Genomic DNA, 20,969 nt, shown 5'->3' on the forward strand with positions numbered 1-20,969 from the left:
ACCATGAAGAAAATCATTCTCCTGGGCCTGACCGCCCTGCTCGGAGCCTGCCAATCCATGAGTCCTGCCCCCAAGGCCAGCCTCGACGGCGAAGTGTTCTACCTGCAACGCATCGCCCTGCCGCCCGCGGCCACCCTGAGTGTCAGCCTGCAAGACGTGTCCCTGGCGGATGCCCCCGCCGTGACCCTCGCAGAGCAGAAAGGCCCGATCAAAGGCCAGGTACCGCTGCCGTTTCACCTGAGCTATGACCCGGCCCAGGTCAAACCGGGCCACAGTTACTCGGTCAGCGCTCGCATCGAACTGGATGGCAAGCTACTGTTCATCACCACCGAACGGCACACTGTGCAGCTCAACGGCCAGGACCCACAGCCGCTGCGCCTGCGCGTTGATGCGGTCGCTCACTGATTTCACCCCTACTCAAGGAAGCGCCCATGCTCCGTAACTCCCTTCGCCTCACTGCCCTGTGTGCCGGCCTGCTGCTCGGCGCCAACGCCATGGCCCTGGACCTTGGCAGCCTGTCCCAAAATGATGCCAGCGGCGGCCTCAAGGACGCTTTGACACAAGGTGCACAGATCGCCGTGAAACAACTGGGCGTGCCCGGTGGTTTCAGCAACAACCCCGAAGTGAAGATCGGCCTGCCGGGCAAGCTGGGCAAAGTCGCCGACAAGCTGAAAATGTTTGGCATGGGTGACCAGGTCACGCAGCTGGAAACCAGCATGAACAAGGCCGCTGAAACCGCCGTCACCCAGGCCCAGCCGATCCTCGTCAACGCCGTCAAAAACATGAGCATCACCGACGCCAAGGGCATTCTCAGCGGCGGCCAGGACTCGGCCACCCAATACCTGAACAAAAGCAGCCGCGAACAAATCCGCGCCAAGTTCCTGCCCATCGTCAAGGCCGCCACCGACAAGGTCGGCGTGGCCCAGCAGTACAATGCGCTCGCCGGCAAGGCTGCGGCGTTTGGCGCGGTCGATGCCAAAAGTGCCAATGTCGAAAACTACGTGACCGAGCAGGCGCTCGACGGGTTGTTCAAGATGATTGCGCAGCAGGAAGAGACGATTCGCAAGAACCCGGCAGCGGCGGCTACCAGTTTGGCGAAGAAGGTGTTTGGCGCGTTGTAAAAACACGAAAGTCCGTTCCCTCATCCGGGAACGGACTCATGGACTAATCGAGCCAGCCAGACGGCCAATCATAAGCATCGCAAAACAGACAATCGCGACTGCAGTAGCGCGATTGATCTTCAGCGGCGTCAACCAAGTCTTCTGAATCCCGGCGAAGCGACTGCCGAATAAAATCCACACCGACCCTACCGGAACGATGACCAATGCCAGCGTGGTCATGAAAGCTGCGTACCCGTGCAGCGTGACGAACGTATCGAGCGGCGCGATGAACGAAACGATCAGCAAGCCCTTGGGGTTCATCACCGTCAGTAAAAAGAAATACGGCCCGGAGAAGCGGTCGCGGGCCGGGCTGACTACGCTGTTCTTGCGCAGCCACAACTTATAGGAGAGGTACAACAAATAGCACGCGGCGGCCAACTGCGTGGCTTTCACAGCCCACGGGGACCAGGCCGAGAGATAGAGCAACGCCGCCCCCCACACCGATACCTGGAGCAAGTACGCCAGGCACTCGATAAAGGCCAGGCGCCAAGAAGCCGCAAACCCAAACAACACCCCTGCTCGCAGCAACAGAGTGTTTGTCGGGCCAGGCACGACCAGCAGCAACACCAATGCAGAAACAGTCCCAAACATGAAGATTATCCTCGGCGGGAAATGATCAATCGCCTTTCCACCGATAGCGTTACTGCGTCAGCGTGAATGACCAGGCGACTGTCGCTATCATCAAAAGCGCGAAGCTTACGTTAAGTACTCGACTCCAGGTGGGGTGGATGAACACCTTGCGAAGTTTGCTGCCCGCAAAGAGCCACAAGAAGTCGAATACCACACACACCACAAGGCAGATCAACGCCTTCGTACCCTGCTCCCAGGCTGGCGACGCACCCAAGGTAAAACTGCCCAACAACGCCGCAAACGCTGCATATGCCTTGATGTTCGCGGCCCCCAGCACAAACCCGGCACCCCAGCCTGGCGTGACCACCGCCTGCTCATACTTGATCGGCGGCGCAGTGCCAATCCGATAAGCCAGCGACAAGATATAAACAATGGAGATGACAGTTAGCGCCATCGCTAACACGGGAAAGCTGTGCAACACCACATACAGTCCCGTGGCAACCAATGCCATGGCAATCACTAGTCCCGCCGTGATCCCGATGAAAAACCGAATCGAACGCTTCATGCCATAGGCTGCTCCGCTCGCCGCCAACGCCAGAGTCGCTGGCCCTGGGCTGGCGAGTAGTGCAATGGCGGCGACGGCGAAAGTAAATGTCGCCTGATAGACGGATAGTGGGGTGCCGGGCATACAGGTCTCCTCTATTCCAGTAGTCGTCGCAACTTATTGGGGGAGTAGGAACACACTTTACAAATTATTGATGCTTTAAACTTTCATGAACGAGTGCATATAAAGCGCACAACCTACTCAAGACGCGGCTCCGTACAACATCAGTTGACACAGCGACACCTTATCAAATTAATTGCACCGTGGCGGAGGCAACCAAAGACAAAGCATTAGTCATCCCTTTTAAAAAAGCCATTATTTTTTCATGGAATTATGGTATGTAAGATTTCCTTGCTGTTTCATCAATGTTCGTAAGGTCCATTTAATGAAAAAGCTTACAAAGAACGATCAGGAACTAGACCCGATTGATCGTGCCCTGATTCTCGCCCTTCACCAGAACGCCCGTGCGTCCATCCGTGCGCTCAGTCGCCAGGTAGGATTGTCGGCGCCGGGTTGCAGTGAGCGCCTTAAACGCCTGGAGGAAGGCGGCGTCATCACTGGGTTCAGCGTAGAGTTGGATGCCACTGCGTTGGGCTTTTCACTACAAGCACTCGTACGGGTAAAACCGTTTACGGGAAAGTTTCAGGCCGTGGAACAAATGCTCGCGGATATGGCGGAGTGTGTTGTTTGCTACAAAATTACCGGAGAGGATAGTTTCGTCTGCCATCTGTATATTGAGTCTGTCAGCCATCTGGACCACACACTGCAAAAAATAACACGACTGGCCGACACTAACACTTCCATTATAAAAACAGTTGATAAGAAACTACCCAACCTCTAAGCCAATCAGTGGGAAATATCCAGACTGTGACCACCATCATCGGACATCAGGAATGTCCCACTTAACTGTTACACACCTAAAACGTCAAAGGGCGCATACACTTATATGCACACGCCCGGTTAACGACCTTATTATTGGCCAGTGTCCTTCCTGACGCGGAACCACGCCGCATACAGCGCCGGCAGGAACAACAACGTCAACGCCGTCGCCACTATCAACCCACCCATGATCGCCACCGCCATCGGCCCGAAGAACACACTGCGTGACAGCGGGATCATTGCCAACACCGCTGCGAGCGCAGTGAGAACAATCGGTCGGAAGCGGCGCACTGTGGCTTCGATGATCGCCTGCCACGGCGCCAGGCCGGCCTTGATGTCCTGTTCGATCTGGTCCACCAGAATCACCGAGTTACGCATGATCATCCCCGACAGGGCGATGGTACCGAGCATGGCCACGAAGCCGAAGGGTTGGCGGAACACCAGCAGGAACAACGTCACGCCGATAAGGCCCAGGGGAGCTGTCAGAAACACCATCGCGGTACGTGAGAAGCTGCGCAGTTGCAGCATCAGCAGGGTCAGCACCACCACGATAAACAGCGGCACACCCGCCTTCACCGAGTTCTGGCCACGCGCGGAGTCTTCGACAGTGCCGCCGACGTCCAGCAGATAGCCGTCCGGCAGTTCGGCGCGCACGCCTTCAAGGGTCGGCAGGATTTGCTGGACCAGGGTCGCCGGTTGTTCCTTGCCATAGATATCGGCGCGAATGGTCACGGTCGGCAGGCGGTTGCGGTGCCAGATGATGCCTTCTTCGAAGCCATACTCAAGGGTGGCGATCTGCGACAGTGCCACGCTTTTACCGTTGTCTGTCGGCACCGCCAGGCTTGGCAGCAGCGACAACTCGGTACGCTCATGCACGGTGCCGCGCAGGAGAATCTCGATCAACTCGTTGTCCTCGCGGTACTGGCTGACGCTGGAGCCGGTCAGGGAACTCTGCAGGAATTTCGACAGGTTGGCCGTGCTCACACCGAGCGCGCGGGCGCGGTCCTGGTCGATATTGAGGTAGACGATTTTGCTCGGCTCTTCCCAGTCCAGGTGCACGTTGACCACGTGGGTATTTTCGCGAACCTTCGCCGCCACTTTCCGAGCCAGGGCGCGGACTTCTTCGATGTGTTCGCCGGTCACACGGAACTGCACCGGGTAGCCCACGGGCGGGCCGTTTTCCAGGCGAGTGACGCGCGAGCGTAGAGTGGGGAATTGTTCGTTGAGGGTTTCAATCAGCCAAATACGCAGGCTTTCGCGTTCCTCGATGGTCTTGGACAACACCACAAATTGCGCGAAGCTGGCCGCAGGCAGTTGCTGGTCCAGCGGCAGGTAGAAGCGCGGCGAACCGGTGCCGACATACGCCACATAGTTGTCGATACCGGCGTGTTCCTTGAGTAACGCTTCCAGGCGTTTGACCTGGTCGGCAGTGTTGCTCAGTGAGGTGCCTTCGGCCAGTTTGAGGTCGACCATCAACTCCAGGCGACCGGAGGCCGGGAAGAATTGCTGCGGCACAAAGCGAAACAGCGCGACCGAGCCGATAAACAGCAACAGCGTCAGCACGATCACGGTTTTACGCCGGCGTACGCACCACTCCACCAAACGTCTTACACGCTGGTAGAACGGTGTGCCGTAGGGATCAGGGCCATTGGCGCCGTGTTTGGCCGCATGAATTTTCGCCAGGTCCGGCAGGAGTTTTTCCCCCAGGTACGGCACAAACACCACGGCGGCGACCCAAGAGGCCAGCAACGCGATGGTCACCACCTGGAATATCGAACGGGTGTATTCGCCGGTGCTTGATTGCGCGGTGGCAATCGGCAGGAAACCCGCCGCCGTGATCAGCGTGCCGGTGAGCATCGGGAACGCGGTGCTGGTCCAGGCGAAACTCGCGGCTTTAAGCCGGTCGTAGCCCTGCTCCATTTTGATCGCCATCATTTCCACGGCGATGATCGCATCGTCCACCAGCAAGCCGAGGGCCAGTACCAAGGCGCCGAGGGAGATCTTGTGCAGGCCGATGCCGAGGTAATACATGCTGGCAAACGTCATTGCCAGCACCAGCGGAATCGCCAGGGCCACCACCATACCGGTGCGTACGCCGAGGGAGAAAAAGCTCACCAGCAATACAATGGCCAGCGCCTCAGCCAGCACTTGGACGAATTCTCCGACGCTGGTTTTCACCGCTGCCGGTTGGTCTGACACCTTGCGCAGCTCCATGCCCGCAGGAAGGTTCTTCTGCAAGCGTGCGAATTGGCCTTCAAGCGCCTTGCCCAGTACCAGAATGTCGCCGCCGTCACGCATAGCCACGGCCAAGCCGATGGCGTCCGCGCCCATATAACGCATGCGCGGGGCCGGTGGATCGTTGAAGCCCCGATGGACGTCGGCCACGTCGCCGATACGGAAAGTGCGATCGCCCACGCGAATCGGGAAGGCGCGGATCTCCTCCACCGTCTTGAAGTTACCCGACACCCGCAGTTGCACGCGCTCGCTCGGAGTTTCAAAGAAGCCTGCCGTAGAGACGGCGTTCTGTTCCTGCAACGCCTGCTGCACGGCGGCCAATGGCAGGCCTAGGGTGGCGAGCTTGAGGTTGGACAGTTCGATCCAGACCTTCTCGTCCTGTAGGCCAAGCAGATCGACCTTGCCCACATCCGGCACCCGTTGCAGCTGAATCTGGATGCGGTCGGCGTAGTCCTTGAGCACCGCGTAGTCGAAGCCATCGCCGGTCAGGGCGTAGATATTGCCAAACGTGGTGCCAAATTCATCGTTGAAAAACGGCCCCTGGATATCCGGTGGCAAGGTCTGGCGGATATCGCTGATTTTCTTGCGCACCTGGTACCACAGCTCGGGAATCTGCGCCGAGTGCATCGAGTCGCGGGCGATGAAGGTGACCTGTGACTCTCCGGGCCGCGAGAAGGAAACGATGCGCTCATAATCGCCCGTCTCCATGAGTTTTTTCTCGATGCGCTCAGTGACCTGGCGCGACACTTCCTGGGCTGTGGCGCCGGGCCAGTTGGTCTTGATGACCATGGCCTTGAAGGTAAACGGCGGGTCTTCACTTTGCCCCAACTTGGTGTAGGACAAGGTGCCGACCACTGCCAGCAGGATCATCAGGAACAGTACGATCTGGCGATTACGCAACGCCCATTCGGAAAGATTGAAACCCATCGGGGACTACTCCTTGGCCGCCAGATTCACCACACGGTTGGAACGGTCCACCGGGCGTACTTGCTGGCCCTCATGGAGCACATGCACTCCCGCAGCAATCACCCAATCAGTGGGGTTAAGCCCTTCGAGCACCGGTACGGTTTTTTCACCGAAGGCGCCGATGCGTACCGGGGTGCGCTTGAGGGTATTGTCCGGCTGCACACGCCAGACGTAGGACGCGCCGTTCTCCGCACTCAGCGCAGACAGCGGTACCGACAGCGCAATAACGCTGTCGGCCTGCATGAATACGCGGGCACTCTGGCCCAGTTCCGCCGGAACTTTGCCGCCGGTGAAGGCGACGCGGGCGGCGAAGGTGCGAGATTTCGGATCTGCTGAGGGTGACAGCTCACGAATGCGCCCGGCAAAACGCTGGTCCGGCTGGCTCCACAATTCGACCGTCACCGGCTGGCCGATCTTGAACCGGCCAAAACCTTGTTCAGGCAGGCTGATCAGCACCTCGCGCTCGCCATCGGTGGCCAGGGTGAACACGGTCTGGCCGGCGGAAACCACCTGGCCGACTTCCACCGCCCGTTTGGCGACCACGCCGTCCTGCGGCGCACGCAGCACGGCATAACCGGCCTGGTTACTCGACACGTCGAACTCGGCCTTGATCTGCTTCAGGCGCGCAACACCTGCTCGGTAGAGGTTTTCGGAATTGTCGTACTGGGAGCGGCTGACCATCTGACGGTCCATCAGGGTCTTGTAGCGATCACGCTCGGAACGCACCAGGCTCAGGTTGGCCTCGGCGGCGGCGACTTGGGCGCGAGTGGCCTCCAATTGCAGGCGCACATCCTGGGGGTCGAGCTCCGCCAGCGGCTGGTTGGCCTTGACCCGCTCGCCCTCCTCCACCAGGCGTTTACTGACTTTGCCACCGATGCGAAAGGCCAGGTCGGGCTCGTAGCGGGCACGTACCTCACCTGGATAACTGTCCATCGCCTGCGCCGATGGCTGCGGTTGCACCACCATGGCCGGACGGATGGTGGTCTGGGCCGCTTCTTCGTGGCCGCAGGCGGCTAACAGGAAGACCAGGCTGACAGGCAACGCAAGGGGCAGGAAAGTACTGCGCATGCTGAAGGACCTTTCGCAAATGGAGCTTGGAATAATTATACTAGCCGGTATGTTATTAATACCAAACTCGCCAGTCCAGTATTAAAGGTGAAAATGTCCGACAATCCTGTAAACACTAATAGCCCCGGGCGTCCCAAGGACATGGCAAAACGCCAGGCTATCCTCGAAGCAGCGAAATTCCTGTTTTTGAGCAATGGTTACGCCAATACCAGCATGGATGCCGTGGCCCTGGAGGCCGGCGTGTCGAAACTGACCGTCTACAGCCACTTCACCGACAAAGAGACCTTGTTCACCGCCGCCGTGGTGGCCAAGTGCGAAGAGCAGTTGCCGGTGATGTACTTCGAACTGCCCGAAGGCGTGCCCGTGGAGACGGTGCTGCTGAATATTGCGCGGGGGTTCCATCGCCTGATCAACAGCGAGGAATCGGTGAACCTGCATCGCCTGATGATGACCACGGGCAATCAGGACGTGAAATTGTCACAGATCTTCTTCGAAGCCGGGCCCATGCGGATGTTGCAAGGCATGGAGCGCCTCCTCAGCCGCATCGACCAGAGTGGCGCCTTGAGCATCGACAAACCGCTTACCGCAGCCGAGCACTTCTTCTGCCTGCTCAAGGGCACGGCAAATTTCTGCTTGTTGTATGGCTGCGGTGGGCAGTTGAGCGAGGAAGCCGCCGAAGCTCATGTGCATGATGTGGTCGGGTTGTTTATGCGGGCGTATAGGAGTGAAGCAGCTGTAAGTGGTTAGCTGCAAGCTGCAAGTGGATGTACTTGCAGCTTTTAGCTTGCGGCTTGTAGCTGCTCCTAAGGCTTAAGTGCTTTTTTAGGATAGATGTCATACCGGCTGGATTTACCCTCCAGCGCATGGCTTGGCTTTGGCCCTTCGATACACGGCGCCTTGCGCGGGCGCTTGACCACTACGCGGTGGCTTGCCAGGGCCAACGCTGCTGCCAGCAGGGCCGGTGCATCCGCGTCATCTCCCACCAGTGGGCGAAACAGGCGCATTTCCTTCTTTACCAGGGCGGTTTTCTCACGATGCGGGAACATCGGGTCGAGGTAGATCACCTGGGGCGGCTCGCCCTGCCAGTTGAGCATCACGTCGATGGAGTTGCCCTTGAGCAGCTTCATGCGCGCCACAATCGGCGCTACTTCAAAATCATCCGCACCGCGTGCCAGGCCGTCTTCGAGCAAGGCACCGATCAGTGGCTGACGCTCGATCAGGCTCATCTCGCAGCCCAGGCTGGCGAGTACAAACGCGTCCTTGCCCAACCCTGCCGTAGCGTCCAGCACCCGCGGTCGCACACCTTGGGCAACGCCCACGGCCTTGGCGATCATCTGCCCGCTGCCACCACCGTATAAACGCCGGTGTGCTGCACCGCCTTCGACAAAATCCACCCGCACCGCACCCGGCGCGTCAGGCCCGAGCTGTTGCAGCTGCAGGCCCTGTTCCCCGACCTGCAGGGAAAAATCCGCATCCGCCAGCTGTAAAGGCAAGCCCAGCAGCGAAGCCCACTGCTGTGCGCGAGCCTGGAAGCCTTCGGCCAAGGCCTCGACCCGAATGCGGCTGGCCGCTGGTTGTTCGCTCATGAATCGCTACGCTCAAAAATATTAAGGATCGGCAAACAGCGGCCGATAAAAACAATAGTCAGGTATTTTGCCAGAGCTGAGCGTCGACCGAGAAAAATGTCAGACATTCTTCCCCTATCCATCGGTGTACTGCCGACCCACAACCACTACGGCCTGCGCAATACTCAAGCGCTCGCCGGAGTCAGTCATGTGTGGCAGGACTTCTTCGCCCGAGCGTTGGCCGAGCAGCTCGGTGAAACGCCGGACGCGCTCGCCGCCAATGCGCCTGCACCGACCGATCCAGCGGTGGAACCCAGCGAAGGCGCCGACCTGCTGGCGCAGATCCTCACCCAGCGCGACTGCGACGTTAAAGACACCGAGATCGCCCCGCCTGAGCCGCTGTTCCTGCCGATTGCCGAATTTGAAACAGAATTGCTGCCACCGGCCGCTACGCCGTTCCCGGACGACGAAATCGTCGCCCAGCAGCGTCAGCAGAACTTCGAAAGCGGTTGGGTACGCCCGATCGTGCTCACCGCCGGCCTTCCATTGCCTGAACCGGGCCCGGCGCCGGCACCTCGCCCACTGCACCTGCCGATTGCCGAGTTCGAAATGGACCTGCTGCCGCCAGCCGCCATCCCGTTCCCTGAAGAAGAATTGGTGGCACAACAGAAGGCCCTGGACTTCGATTACTACTGGGCACGCCCGCTGATCACCCACAACCTGCGCCTGGCCGCCTGAGCCTCAGCGACACACCCACCATCGGCCCATGTCCAGATGGAAGTGATTACGGTGCGCGGCGTTGTAGTCCGGGCTCAACACCACGTTGAAATCATCGCAGGCACTATCACGCACCTGGCGCAGAAAGCGCGCACCGTCACCCTCCCCCGGCCACTCCTTGAGCACACTGATGCTGCGCCCATCCGCCAGACGGAAGCCGGCAATATCCAGGGCATTGGCCGAGGCATGCTGACTGAGCCGCCCTTCGGCGCGGTTATACAGGTTGCGACAAGCGAAACTGCCCAGGTGATCAACCCGCGCCACCGCCTGGCCGAACACCGCCTGGGCCGCCGGTTGCACGCTGTGGCGCTCGAACAGGGCAAACGCCACCGCCAGCGGGCAACTGGCAAGAAAACTGCTGCTCAAGGCCACGTCGGCGCCCTGCACGCGCAAGACATTGCGCAACGGGCACACGGCATCGGCCGGCGTATCCGCTTGATGGCTGACTCGCAGGCCGGAGGTTTTCAGCACTTCATCGCACAGCGCCGGGTCATCCTGTAAGCGGCCCAGCTTAAAGCGGGTCAGAAAGTTCGGGCTGGCGCGTACGTCCAACGGTGCCCACGGGTTCCATTCGCCGGGCAACGGCACCCAACCGCGCCACACGCCCAGCGCGAATGCACCGGCCAGTAACAGCAGCACACTCATCACCTTGAGGAAACGCACCGCTTAATCCTTGAAGAATTGGCTGGCCTGGCTGTAGGGCATCGAGCGTTCGGTGAAGGTAAAGGTGCCCGACTCAAACACCTCCCGCGCCGCCCGGTAGAACTCGCCATACGCCGCCAACGCCATGGCCGAGCCCACACTGATGCGCTTGACACCCATCGCGCTCAATTGCGCCACGCTGAGTTTCAGCCCGCCGGACATCAACACATTCACCGGCTTTGGCGCGACCGCCTTGACCACCGCCAGCACTTCTTCGGCATTGCGCAGGCCCGGCGCATAGAGCACGTCGGCACCGGCTTCGGCGTAGGCCTGCAGACGGCGAATGGTGTCAGGCAAATCCAGGCGACCATGCAGGAGGTTTTCTGCGCGGGCCGTGAGCATGAACGGGAATGGCAGGCTGCGGGCAGCGACAACGGCGGCTTCCACGCGCTCGACGGACAAATCAAAGGGGTAGATCGGGTCGATGGCGATGCCCGTGGCGTCTTCGATGGAGCCACCGACGATACCGCTCGCAGCCGCACGCAGGATGGTCTGGGCACAACCTTCGGGGGTGTCGCTGAAGCCGTTTTCCAGGTCGGCCGCGACTGGCAACGCGGTTGCCTTGGCGATCATTGCGGCGTTGACCAGCGTGTCTTCCAGGGACAGCGCGCCTTCGGCATCCGGCCGCCCCAGGCTGAACGCATAGCCAGCGCTGGTGGTGGCCAGGGCTTCAAAGCCGAGACTGGCAAGCATGATCGCGGAACCAGCGTCCCACGGGTTGGGCATCACAAACGCGCGGTCACGCTCGTGCAAGGCCTTGAAGGTTTCGGCGCGAAGGGTTTGGGCATCCATGACTGACTCCTGGCGGGAAAAGGAGCCCTAGAGTAACCCCAGTTGCTGCGCTGCGGGTTCCCGATGCAAGGTTGGCAACGCCGGCAGGCCCGGCAACCGCGCCATCAACTGGTCGTGAAAACGCAGGGCCAGTTGCGCGGCGAGGCGGTTATCAGAGGTGTGCAGGAACACGTAGGGTGTGCGCCCTTCTTCGATCCAACCGGCGACTTTTTCCACCCACGGGACCAGGAACGGGTCATTGGCCTCAAGCTCCGGGTGGCCGATAAAACGCACTTGGGGAAACTGGGTCAGCGCCGCCGGGCGCGTCGGTACCTTGGGCTTTTTTGATTGGGCATGCAGCACGGCCGCCGAGGTCGACGTGCAACTGAACAGCGCACGAGGGTCGAGGCAAATGCGCTCGACGCCACGGTCGCGCAGCAGCCGATTGAGCATGCGCTCGGCATCACCCTTGGCAAAGAATTCCGGGTGGCGTACTTCCACCGCCATGGGGCGCTCCAACCCGTCGATAAAACCGGCCAGTTCGCCGAGGCGTTGCGGCGAAAAGCTCGCCGAGAGTTGCAGCCACAACGGCGACACACGCTCACCCAGCGGGCTCATCAGGCCGACGAAACTTTCCGCCGCCGGCAACTGCTCACGCAGGTCGCCGCCATGGCTGATATCACCGGGGAATTTGGCTGTGAAACGGAAGTCCAGCGGCATGATCTCGGCCCAGCGCTGCACGGTGGCGGCCGAGGGGCGAGCGTAAAAAGTGGTGTTGCCTTCAACGGTATTGAAGACCTGGGAATAGAGGGCGAGGTAGTCGCTGGAACGGGCATCGACGGGGTACAGGTACTCGCGCCAGGCGTTTTCACTCCAGGACGGGCAACCGAGGTAGTAAGGCAGGCGCATCAGATGTGGACGTCGAGGCCCAGCACTTCCATATCCCATTCGACAAAGCCGGCGGTGGTCAGGTAGCTGGCCAGGGCGGTGGCAACGCTTTTGCTCATGGAACGCGGGAAGACCATGTCTTGCTGACGGGCAGGCAGGCCGCTGATGCGGGCGCTTGCAGAGCCCTTGGGGCTGGACGATGCGTCGGACAGGACCTCAATGAAGTCCGGCGAATCCTCGACGGACTCGTCTACCGTGACGTTTGCCTTACGCGGCTTACGCTTTAGGGGGTAGGACTGTGAGGAAAAGCCGTCTATACGCATCGATGCGAACTCGGTATCGGTGATGGCATTTTAGTGGCGCAATCCGTAGCGCGCAAATGCTCTGGTGATAACTAGAACACATAATTTGAAAAAGGTTTAAACACGGGGGCAAATTCTGACGATTGGTGATTTTTATCCCAGACTTCCATCATTTTTGACGTCAAATTATCCCGCGTTCCGCCTTGGTTTGAGCGACTTTATCGCGCAAGTACACAGGCGCTGCCTGATCCGCAGGTATCGCCTCACCGCGCTCATAAGCGAAGCGTGCCAACGTCAGCAAGTCTTCAGCATGAGGCAACATCGCGGCGTCCTGGCCAATAAGCGGCACAGAAATGCGCTCGCCATACCCCCAACCGGTACCTGCACCGAACCAGTCTCCACTGGCATCCGCGGGCAATACGGATGCTTGCGGTGGCTGCACCGCTTCCACGCCGACCAGGCGCATTTCCCCGTCCGTTTCGCGGTAGCAACCCCAATAGACTTCATCCATGCGCGCATCAATGGCGGCGGCCACTTGCGAGGCACCGTGTTCACGCAAGGCGCGCTGTGCCAGCACGGCAAGGTTGGACACTGGCAACACCGGACGTTCCAGCGCAAAGGCCAGGCCCTGGACCACGCCAATGGCGATGCGCACGCCGGTGAATGCACCCGGGCCACGGCCAAAGGCGATGGCATCCACAGCGGACAGGGTGATGCCGGCGTCTTCGAGCAATTGCTTGATCATCGGCAGCAGCTTCTGCGCATGCAGGCGCGGGATCACCTCGTAGTGACTTGTGACGATGCCATCGTGCAACAAGGCAACGGAGCAAGCTTCAGTCGCGGTATCCAGGGCCAGCAGGGTGCTCATCGGTGTAGGTGTCCAAGTCGAAAAAAAGTGCGCCAGTATAAACAACAACGGCCCGCAAGCGGGCCGTTGTACATGAACCTGATCGGTTGATCAGCTCAAGGCTTGCAGAACCTTGCCGGTGATGGCTTCAACCGAACCAACACCTTCAATGTGGCTGTACTTCGGCTTGCCGTGGGCATCGGCCAGCTTCTGGTAGAAGTCCACCAGCGGCTTGGTCTGCGAATGGTAGACCGACAGGCGATGACGCACGGTTTCTTCGGTGTCGTCTTTACGCTGCACCAGGTCTTCACCCGTGACATCGTCCTTGCCTGCGACTTTCGGCGGGTTGTAGACGATGTGGTAAACGCGACCCGAGGCCTCGTGAACACGACGACCGGCAATACGCTGCACGATCTCTTCGTCTTCAACGGCGATTTCCACCACGTTGTCCAGCTCGACGCCGGCCTTCACCAGGGCTTCAGCCTGGGGAATGGTGCGTGGGAAGCCGTCGAACAGAAAACCGTTCTTGCAGTCGTCCTGGCTGATGCGTTCCTTGACCAGGTTGATGATCAGGTCATCGGAAACCAGACCGCCGCTGTCCATCACGCTCTTGGCGATCAGGCCCAGCTCGGTGCCGGCCTTGACGGCCGCGCGCAGCATGTCACCGGTGGAGATTTGTGGAATGCCGAATTTTTCAGTGATGAACTTTGCCTGAGTACCTTTACCGGCCCCGGGAGCTCCCAGCAGAATGACGCGCATCGATGTGCTCCTCAATTTTTTATAGAGATGACGCTCGGATTCGCCGCGTGGGGCCAATCTCGTAAAAATATGGCTCGTAAAAATATGAGCCCAAGCCGCCCAAACGGCCAAAGGCTGATCAAGATACACAGCAGGCCCTAACCACACAAGCCGCCGAAAGTCGGAGGAACCCGCGCCGCGCATGCGTCATAGGTAGGGTGTGCCTGAGTGCAACCCGGCCACTCAAACAACGACCGCCCTGTTCCAGGCGGTCGTCGGTGTTTATCTGCAAACCTTTGAGAACACGCGAAAAACCTTAACCGGTGTTGCGCAAACCGGCAGCAATACCGGCCACGGACACCAGCAGCGCCTGTTCCAGAGGGCTGTCCTGCGCCGCCTCCTGTTGACGCGAGCGCGCCAGCAGTTCGGCCTGCAACAGGTGCAAGGGGTCGAGGTAGGTGTTGCGCAGGCGGATGAACTCCAGGGTGTCTGGGCTATGGGCCAGCAGTTGCGACTGGCCAGTCAGGCCAAGCACCACGTTACACGCCTGCGACAATAGGTCGCGTAAATGCGCACCCAATGGCAGCAGGTCCGGCTGCACCAGACGCTCGTCATACAGTCGCGCGATATCGGCATCGGCCTTGGCCAGCACCATTTCCAGCATATCGATGCGGGTACGGAAGAACGGCCATTGCTCGCGCATCTGCCCCAGCAACTCGCCTTCACCGCGCTCCAACGCCTTGCTCAAGGCGGCTTCCCACCCGAGCCAGGCCGGCAACATCAGGCGGGTTTGGGTCCAGCCGAAGATCCACGGGATCGCCCTTAGGCTTTCAATACCACCGGCACGACGCTTGGCCGGACGGCTGCCGAGGGGCAAACGGCCAAGTTCCTGCTCCGGGGTGGACTGGCGGAAGTACTCGACGAATTGCGGATTTTCCCGCACCACGGCGCGATAGGCGCTGACGCCGTCTGCTGCCAATTCGTCCATCAAATGACGCCAGGCAGGTTCCGGCGGAGGCGGTGGCAGCAAGGTCGCTTCCAACACGGCGGCCAAGTAAAGATTGAGGTTTTGTTCGGCGATGTCCGGCAGGCCGAATTTGAAACGAATCATCTCGCCTTGCTCGGTGGTACGGAAACGCCCCGCCACAGAGCCCGGTGGCTGCGACAGAATCGCCGCGTGAGCCGGGCCGCCGCCGCGACCTACAGTACCGCCGCGACCATGGAACAACAGCAGTTCCACCTGCTGCTCGCGGCAGATGTCCACCAACCGTTCCTGCGCCCGGTACTGCGCCCAGGCCGCAGCGGTGGTGCCGGCATCCTTGGCCGAATCCGAATAGCCGATCATCACTTCCTGCGGGCCCTGCAACCGTGCGCGATAACCCGGCAGCAGCAACAGTTGCTCGATTACAGGACCTGCGTTATCCAGGTCGGCCAGGGTTTCGAACAGCGGCACCACGCGCATCGGCCGTTGCACGCCCGACTCTTTAAGCAGCAGTTGCACCGCCAGCACGTCCGACGCGGCGCCAGCCATGGAGATGACATACGAGCCGAGGGATGCTGCCGGCGCGGCGGCGACTTCCTTACAGGTATTCAAGACTTCAGCGGTGTCCGCCGACGGTTTGAAATAACCCGGCAGCAGCGGCCGTCGATTGGCCAACTCCTTCATCAGGAAGCTGATACGTGCGTCTTCGTCCCAGTCCTCGTAGCGCCCCAACCCGAGGTAGTCGGTGATCTCGGTCATGGCTGCCGAATGCCGACTGGAATCCTGGCGCACATCCAGCCGCACCAGGAACAGGCCGAAGGTGACCGCGCGGCGCAGGCAATCGAGCAACGGGCCATCGGCGATCACGCCCATGCCGCATTCATGCAGCGACTGATAGCACAGCTCCAGCGGGTCCAGCAGGTCGCGGTTGTTTTGCAGCACTTCAGCCGGGGCCGGCGTGCTGGCCGTCAACGAAGCGTGAGCCCACTGGCGCGTGGCCCGCAGACGTTCGCGCAGTTGCTTGAGCACGGCGCGATACGGCTCGACGCTGTCACCCACCTTGGCCTGCAACGCCGGGCTGGCTTGCTGCATCGACAGTTCCGAGGCCAGGTGATCGATATCGCGCAGGTACAGATCGGCCGCCATCCAGCGCGCCAGCAACAGCACTTCGCGGGTGACCGGCGCGGTGACATTCGGGTTGCCGTCACGGTCGCCGCCCATCCACGACGCAAAGCGAATCGGTGCCGCCTCCAGGGGCAGGCGCAGGCCTGTGGCGGCATGCAAGGCGTGATCAGCCTTGCGCAGGTAGTTGGGGATGGCGTGCCACAGCGAATGCTCGATCACCGCAAAGCCCCACTTGGCTTCGTCTACCGGTGTGGGGCGAGTGCGGCGGATTTCTTCGGTGTGCCAGGCTTCGGCGATCAGCCGTTGCAGGCGCTCGCGAATTTGATCGCGCTCGGCGGTGGTGAGGTCGCGGTGATCCTGCAGCGCCAATTGCGCGGCAATCGCATCGTATTTCTGGATCAGGGTACGGCGGGCCACTTCGGTGGGGTGCGCGGTGAGGACCAGTTCGATCTCCAGGCGCCCCAACTGGCGGGCCAGGGATTCATTGCTGTGGCCTTCGCGTTGCAGACGCGCCAACAATTCCGGCAACACACGGGATTCGAAGGGCGCCGGTTGCGACTCATCGCGCCGATGAATCAACTGGTATTGCTCGGCAATGTTGGCCAGGTTGAGGAACTGATTGAAGGCCCGGGCCACCGGAAGCAACTCGTCTTCCTGCAACTGGTTCAGGCTGGCACTCAGTTCATCGCCAGCGGCTTTCTCCAGGACGGCTCCGCGGCGGTCGGCCTTGGCGCCTTTACGGATCTGCTCGATCTTGTCGAGAAATTCATCACCGTACTGCTCTCGAATTGTGTTGCCCAACAGTTCACCCAGCAGGTGAACGTCCTCACGCAAGCGTGCATCGATATCACTCATCAGCCAATCTCCAGCCAGAATTCCGGGACGCGCAGGCCATCCAGAGTGCCGCCCGCATCGGTTTCTGACAAGACACTTTAAACCTTGCGGCTTGCAGCTAGTCTCAATGGTGAGTCGCCGCGTTTATTCACGCAGGCGGCTGGTCACTCATCACCGCCTGCTGCCGCAGGTTCTATTGAGGTTGCCATGAAAATTCGAGAACTGGCCCAGCATTGGGAAGAGAATGCCAAGGGTCGCCTGACCAAAACCGAATACGCGATCCATCTGGACGTGGAGGCCGCTGCACGGCTGGCGGCGATCGCTGAAATGTACCCCAAGCGCCACACTGAAGAGCTGCTCGGCGAGCTGATCGGCGCCGCCCTGGAAGAGCTGGAAGCCAGCTTTCCCTACATCAAGGGCCAGCACGTGATTGCCACGGATGAAGAGGGTGACCCGCTGTACGAAGACGTCGGCCCTACCCCGCGCTTTCTGACGTTGTCGCGTCGCTATCTGCATGATTTGTCGGCCAGTGCAGACGAACAGAAGCACTGACAAGCACCCGCTAAAAAACCATAAACCCCTTTTATTCCGGGCCTCTTTGAGGCTCGGGTTACCCCTGCGCGTCACGAAAGTTCCAAGATATTTACCCTGACCATTCAGTCAGATATTTTTTTAGGCAAATCGCCATCTTCTCTGAACTTTTGAAAAAATCCTCCGGTCACAGCCAGTAAGCCATCACTTGGAACGGCCGTTTGAAAGGGCACCTCGTGCTTTACCGCCGGGCCCGCAACCGCTGACCAGCTGAGATGGATTTTGATGTTTTTCGGGAGTTATCCAATGGAGTTGAAGACGATGAAGACCAGCACTGCCAAATCCACGTTTAACCACCTGCGCGGGCTCAAATTGGCCGCGCTGGCAATCGGCACCAGCTTCGTTCTGGCCGGTTGCGCCGGCAACCCTCCGACCGAGCAATACGCCGTGACTCAATCGGCGGTGAATAGCGCAGTCAGCGCCGGCGGCACCGAATACGCGGCCGTGGAAATGAAGTCGGCCCAGGACAAGCTCAAGCAAGCCGAATTGGCCATGCACGACAAGAACTACGACAAGGCCCGTCAGTTGGCTGAACAAGCCGAGTGGGACGCTCGCGTCGCTGAGCGTAAATCCCAGGCTGCCAAGGCTGAACAGGCGGTGAAGGATTCCCAGAAGGCTGTTGATGAGCTGCGTAAAGAAGGCATGCGCCCGGCTGTTATCCAACAGCAATAAGCCGCTGCCCTTGACTGCATCGCACCTGAATATCGAATTGAAAGGACGACACGACTATGCGTAAACAATTGATGATCCCTGCCCTGCTGGCGATGAGCGTTGCCCTGGCGGCCTGCTCCACCCCGCCGAACGCGAACCTGGAAAACGCACGGACCAACTTCTCGGCCCTGCAATCCAACCCGCAATCCACCAAGATTGCAGCCCTGGAAACCAAGGACGCCAGCGAATGGCTGGACAAGGCGGACAAGGCTTACCGTGACAAGGAAGACGAGAAGAAAGTCGACCAGTTGGCCTACCTGACCAACCAGCGCGTTGAAGTGGCCAAAGACACCATCGTGTTGCGCGAATCCGAAGCCAAGCTGAAAAACGCCGGTGACGAACGTGCCCGCGCCCTGTTGGACGCCCGTGACGCGCAGATCAAGCAATTGCAAGACAGCTTGAACGCCAAGCAAACCGAGCGCGGCACTCTGGTGACCTTCGGTGACGTGCTGTTCGCGACCAACAAGTCCGACCTGAAATCCAGCGGCCTGGTGAATATCACCAAGCTGGCGCAATTCCTGCGCGATAACCCGGACCGTAAAGTGATCGTCGAAGGCTACACCGACAGCACCGGTTCCGACTCTTATAACCAGAGCCTGTCCGAGCGTCGCGCTTCTTCCGTACAGCGTGCACTGGCTCAACAGGGCGTGGATATCTCGCGCATCGTGACCCAGGGTTATGGCAAGGAATACCCGGTTGCCGACAACGGCAGTGTGTCGGGCCGTGCCATGAACCGCCGCGTGGAAGTGACCATCTCCAACGACAACCAGCCGGTCAAGCCGCGCTCGTCCGTCGCTAATTGATCGTCTGACGCACCATAAAAAACCCCGCCAATAGGCGGGGTTCTTGTCAGGGTGCGTTAATTAGAAACTGACCGAGGTTTTAGATTGCTCGACCGACGCATTGACTTGGCCTGAACCGCCCTGCCCACCTGCGGCGTCATTTCCACCACCGGCCCCCTGTCCACCCATCAGTTGCTCCAATTTCTCCTGCAACTCCTTCAGCAGCTTCTGAAGCGGGTCTTCTTCGCCTTCCGCACCTCCAGCACCTCCAGCGCCGCTGGAGCCCTGTTGCTGCTTCGCCGAAATCTGTTCCTCTAGACCTTTGATCTGCTTTTTCAGCGCATCGACTTCTTTCTGGCCACCGCCGGCCTCATTGGAGCCGCCAATGCTGCCCTGAGAAAACTGAGGGTTCACGCTCATATTCATATAGCCGTCTCCAAATTTAGGTACCACTTTGATCCGACCAGCGCTGCCGGTCAGTTCAAAATCTGTGGTAACTCACCTGAAATGGTTCCGCTACGACGCTTCCCCGACATACCTTGAACCAGAAATCGACCATCGATCAGCGCAACAACACTGGGGTGAAGTGCATCTTTCGTACGTCCGCAGTCGCTATTGCTCGAGCTGCGGCGTTTCCTGCCCCATGCAACGCACCGCCTGTTTCTTGTTGTTCACCAACACGCCGCTCAAGCCTTTCTGCTCGGTGTCGAACATCACCAGCACGCCATCGACACATTGCGCGACTTGCGCCGCAGGCGTCAGGGAGATCTTGTAGTCCTCACCCGGCACTGTCTTGAGCATGGTGAAGTCGCTGAGCAGCAACGCATCCTCCGGCTTGGCGAAGTGCAGGTAGCCGTAAAACCACAGGCAACCGACGGTGCCGATGATGGTGCCGATGCCAGTGAGGATCAGCGGGATCATGTTGCGTTCTTCGCTCATTGCGGGCTCTCTGATGAATCAACTTTAGGAATGGGATAGTTCGGAATTTCGCCCAGGCGGCGCAGGCCGTTGAAGTGCTGCGGGTCGTCCAGATAACGCAGCATCACGGTTTGCCAGGTCTTGTCGGCAAACGTCTGCACATGCCCGCCCCGGGTCAGTTGCAGCACCCTCGGCGGCGGCGCCGCTTGATACAGGCGGATGCCGTTGGACATGGGCACGATCGGGTCATCCAGGCTGTGGAAAAGCAGTTTCGGCACGCCGGTCAAGCGGGGCATGGCATTGATCGCACTGTCGCCGTCGGGCACCAGCCAGGACAAGGGAACCTGGAATGGCCATGTTAGCCAGGAGGTGCTGAGGGCGAATTGTCCTACGTCACGATAACTGGCGGGTACACCGTCCAGCACCAGGGCCTTGAGCTGCGGTTGACGCTCGGGGTGAGCGGCGAGGTAGTGCACTGCCAGTGCGCCGCCCAGGCTTTGACCGAGGACGATCAGCGGTTGGCCTTGGGTTTCAGGGGCCTTGTCGAGCCAGCTGAAGGCGGCATCCAAGTCCTGATAGATCGCCGGCAACGACGGCTTGCCCTCAGACAGCCCATAGCCGCGATAGTCCAGCAGCAGCACTTGATAGCCCTGCTCCGGCAACCACCAACTGCCACCCAAGTGCCAGGCGAGATTGCCGCCATTACCATGCAGGTGCAGCACCGTTCCCTTGAGTGGCACACCGGGCTTGGCCGGCAGCCACCAGGCGTGCAGCTTTACGCCGTCGGCGGTGGTGAGGGTGACATCGCGGTATTGAAGATGGGCTTTTTCCGGCGTGAACGGCAGACCGGGCTCGGGGTAGAACAGCAGCGAACTGCAGCCGTTCAGCGTGAGTAGCAGGCAAATAATGCCGAGGATTCTCATCCGTTGAAGCCTCCAGACGCTCGTTCCCACG

At 59.9% G+C, this 20,969-nt stretch carries 23 protein-coding genes; 8 read left to right on the forward strand and 15 right to left on the reverse strand.

The features are described from left to right. Nucleotides 1-3 precede the first annotated feature (3 nt). Together ACR52_RS02095 and ACR52_RS02100 are read left to right on the forward strand one after the other, a co-directional pair. Nucleotides 4-405 carry a YbaY family lipoprotein gene (locus tag ACR52_RS02095; RefSeq protein WP_048719985.1) on the forward strand — a complete coding sequence of 134 codons (402 nt, stop codon included), beginning with the start codon at nt 4-6 and terminating at the stop codon, nt 403-405. A 26-nt stretch (nt 406-431) separates the two neighbouring features. Then, complete coding sequence (locus ACR52_RS02100) at nt 432-1,121, forward strand: DUF4197 domain-containing protein (protein WP_048719987.1); 690 nt, start codon at nt 432-434, stop codon at nt 1,119-1,121. Between the two features lie 36 nt (nt 1,122-1,157). Here ACR52_RS02100 and ACR52_RS02105 read toward each other — a convergent pair whose 3' ends face one another. Further along, a complete protein-coding gene (locus ACR52_RS02105) occupies nt 1,158-1,751 on the reverse strand; it encodes a LysE family translocator (protein WP_048719989.1) in 594 nt (197 codons plus the stop codon). Nucleotides 1,752-1,800: 49 nt separating this feature from the next. Further along, a complete protein-coding gene (locus tag ACR52_RS02110; RefSeq protein WP_048719990.1) occupies nt 1,801-2,418 on the reverse strand; it encodes a LysE family translocator in 618 nt (205 codons plus the stop codon). Nucleotides 2,419-2,719: 301 nt separating this feature from the next. Between ACR52_RS02110 and ACR52_RS02115 the strand changes: the two genes are divergently transcribed. Next, complete coding sequence (locus ACR52_RS02115) at nt 2,720-3,175, forward strand: Lrp/AsnC family transcriptional regulator (protein ID WP_048719992.1); 456 nt, start codon at nt 2,720-2,722, stop codon at nt 3,173-3,175. Between the two features lie 131 nt (nt 3,176-3,306). On the opposite strand, the gene ACR52_RS02120 is transcribed toward ACR52_RS02115, so the two are convergent. Next, on the reverse strand, nt 3,307-6,375 hold the full coding sequence (locus ACR52_RS02120) for an efflux RND transporter permease subunit (RefSeq protein WP_048719994.1): 3,069 nt from the start codon (nt 6,373-6,375) through the stop codon (nt 3,307-3,309). A gap of 6 nt (nt 6,376-6,381) precedes the next feature. Beyond that, nucleotides 6,382-7,482, reverse strand: coding sequence for an efflux RND transporter periplasmic adaptor subunit (locus ACR52_RS02125; protein ID WP_048719997.1), 1,101 nt, complete (start codon nt 7,480-7,482; stop codon nt 6,382-6,384). Nucleotides 7,483-7,575: 93 nt separating this feature from the next. Between ACR52_RS02125 and ACR52_RS02130 the strand changes: the two genes are divergently transcribed. Beyond that, complete coding sequence (locus ACR52_RS02130) at nt 7,576-8,229, forward strand: TetR/AcrR family transcriptional regulator (protein WP_048719999.1); 654 nt, start codon at nt 7,576-7,578, stop codon at nt 8,227-8,229. A gap of 56 nt (nt 8,230-8,285) precedes the next feature. Here the strand turns inward: ACR52_RS02130 and ACR52_RS02135 are convergent, their stop codons facing one another. After that, the gene (locus ACR52_RS02135; RefSeq protein ID WP_048720001.1) at nt 8,286-9,068 is read right to left on the reverse strand and encodes a class I SAM-dependent methyltransferase; all 783 of its coding nucleotides are present in this window, start codon (nt 9,066-9,068) and stop codon (nt 8,286-8,288) included. A gap of 96 nt (nt 9,069-9,164) precedes the next feature. Between ACR52_RS02135 and ACR52_RS02140 the strand changes: the two genes are divergently transcribed. Next, nucleotides 9,165-9,785: a hypothetical protein gene (locus ACR52_RS02140; RefSeq protein WP_048720003.1), complete on the forward strand. Its 621-nt coding sequence runs from the start codon at nt 9,165-9,167 to the stop codon at nt 9,783-9,785. 3 nt (nt 9,786-9,788) lie between these two features. Here ACR52_RS02140 and ACR52_RS02145 read toward each other — a convergent pair whose 3' ends face one another. From ACR52_RS02145 to ppc, 7 genes are all read right to left on the reverse strand, one after another. Beyond that, nucleotides 9,789-10,487 (reverse strand): extensin-like domain-containing protein, encoded by a 699-nt coding sequence (locus ACR52_RS02145; RefSeq protein ID WP_048720005.1) that lies wholly within the window; start codon nt 10,485-10,487, stop codon nt 9,789-9,791. Between the two features lie 3 nt (nt 10,488-10,490). Continuing rightward, nucleotides 10,491-11,318: an isocitrate lyase/PEP mutase family protein gene (locus tag ACR52_RS02150; RefSeq protein ID WP_048720007.1), complete on the reverse strand. Its 828-nt coding sequence runs from the start codon at nt 11,316-11,318 to the stop codon at nt 10,491-10,493. Nucleotides 11,319-11,345: 27 nt separating this feature from the next. Next, nucleotides 11,346-12,206, reverse strand: a complete 861-nt coding sequence (locus ACR52_RS02155; protein WP_048720009.1) for a DUF72 domain-containing protein — start codon at nt 12,204-12,206, stop codon at nt 11,346-11,348. After that, nucleotides 12,206-12,508, reverse strand: coding sequence for a hypothetical protein (locus tag ACR52_RS02160; protein WP_048720011.1), 303 nt, complete (start codon nt 12,506-12,508; stop codon nt 12,206-12,208). The genes ACR52_RS02155 and ACR52_RS02160 overlap by 1 nt, the downstream gene beginning before the upstream one ends. Nucleotides 12,509-12,668: 160 nt before the next feature. Beyond that, a complete protein-coding gene (tsaB, locus tag ACR52_RS02165; RefSeq protein ID WP_048720013.1) occupies nt 12,669-13,355 on the reverse strand; it encodes a tRNA (adenosine(37)-N6)-threonylcarbamoyltransferase complex dimerization subunit type 1 TsaB in 687 nt (228 codons plus the stop codon). Nucleotides 13,356-13,445: 90 nt separating this feature from the next. Continuing rightward, nucleotides 13,446-14,093, reverse strand: a complete 648-nt coding sequence (gene adk, locus ACR52_RS02170) for an adenylate kinase (RefSeq protein WP_048720015.1) — start codon at nt 14,091-14,093, stop codon at nt 13,446-13,448. 295 nt (nt 14,094-14,388) lie between these two features. Beyond that, entirely contained in the window at nt 14,389-17,034 is a 2,646-nt protein-coding gene (gene ppc / locus ACR52_RS02175; RefSeq protein ID WP_048720017.1) for a phosphoenolpyruvate carboxylase, read from the reverse strand. 186 nt (nt 17,035-17,220) lie between these two features. On the opposite strand from ppc, the gene ACR52_RS02180 reads away from it, so the two are divergent. The 3 genes from ACR52_RS02180 to ACR52_RS02190 all read left to right on the forward strand — a co-directional run bounded on the left by ACR52_RS02180 (nt 17,221) and on the right by ACR52_RS02190 (nt 19,118). After that, on the forward strand, nt 17,221-17,565 hold the full coding sequence (locus ACR52_RS02180) for a hypothetical protein (RefSeq protein ID WP_048720019.1): 345 nt from the start codon (nt 17,221-17,223) through the stop codon (nt 17,563-17,565). A gap of 285 nt (nt 17,566-17,850) precedes the next feature. After that, a complete protein-coding gene (locus ACR52_RS02185) occupies nt 17,851-18,276 on the forward strand; it encodes a DUF4398 domain-containing protein (protein WP_048720021.1) in 426 nt (141 codons plus the stop codon). A 56-nt stretch (nt 18,277-18,332) separates the two neighbouring features. Then, a complete protein-coding gene (locus tag ACR52_RS02190; RefSeq protein ID WP_048720023.1) occupies nt 18,333-19,118 on the forward strand; it encodes an OmpA family protein in 786 nt (261 codons plus the stop codon). A 60-nt stretch (nt 19,119-19,178) separates the two neighbouring features. Here ACR52_RS02190 and ACR52_RS02195 read toward each other — a convergent pair whose 3' ends face one another. From ACR52_RS02195 to ACR52_RS02205, 3 genes are all read right to left on the reverse strand, one after another. Next, nucleotides 19,179-19,523 (reverse strand): hypothetical protein, encoded by a 345-nt coding sequence (locus tag ACR52_RS02195; protein WP_048720025.1) that lies wholly within the window; start codon nt 19,521-19,523, stop codon nt 19,179-19,181. Nucleotides 19,524-19,709: 186 nt separating this feature from the next. After that, nucleotides 19,710-20,036 (reverse strand): hypothetical protein, encoded by a 327-nt coding sequence (locus ACR52_RS02200; protein ID WP_048720026.1) that lies wholly within the window; start codon nt 20,034-20,036, stop codon nt 19,710-19,712. Next, a complete protein-coding gene (locus ACR52_RS02205) occupies nt 20,033-20,938 on the reverse strand; it encodes an alpha/beta hydrolase (protein ID WP_048720028.1) in 906 nt (301 codons plus the stop codon). Before ACR52_RS02205 ends, ACR52_RS02200 begins: the two co-directional genes overlap by 4 nt. Between the last annotated feature and the right edge of the window lie 31 nt (nt 20,939-20,969).

This window comes from Pseudomonas fildesensis, from assembly GCF_001050345.1.
Taxonomy (GTDB): Bacteria; Pseudomonadota; Gammaproteobacteria; order Pseudomonadales; family Pseudomonadaceae; genus Aquipseudomonas; species Aquipseudomonas fildesensis.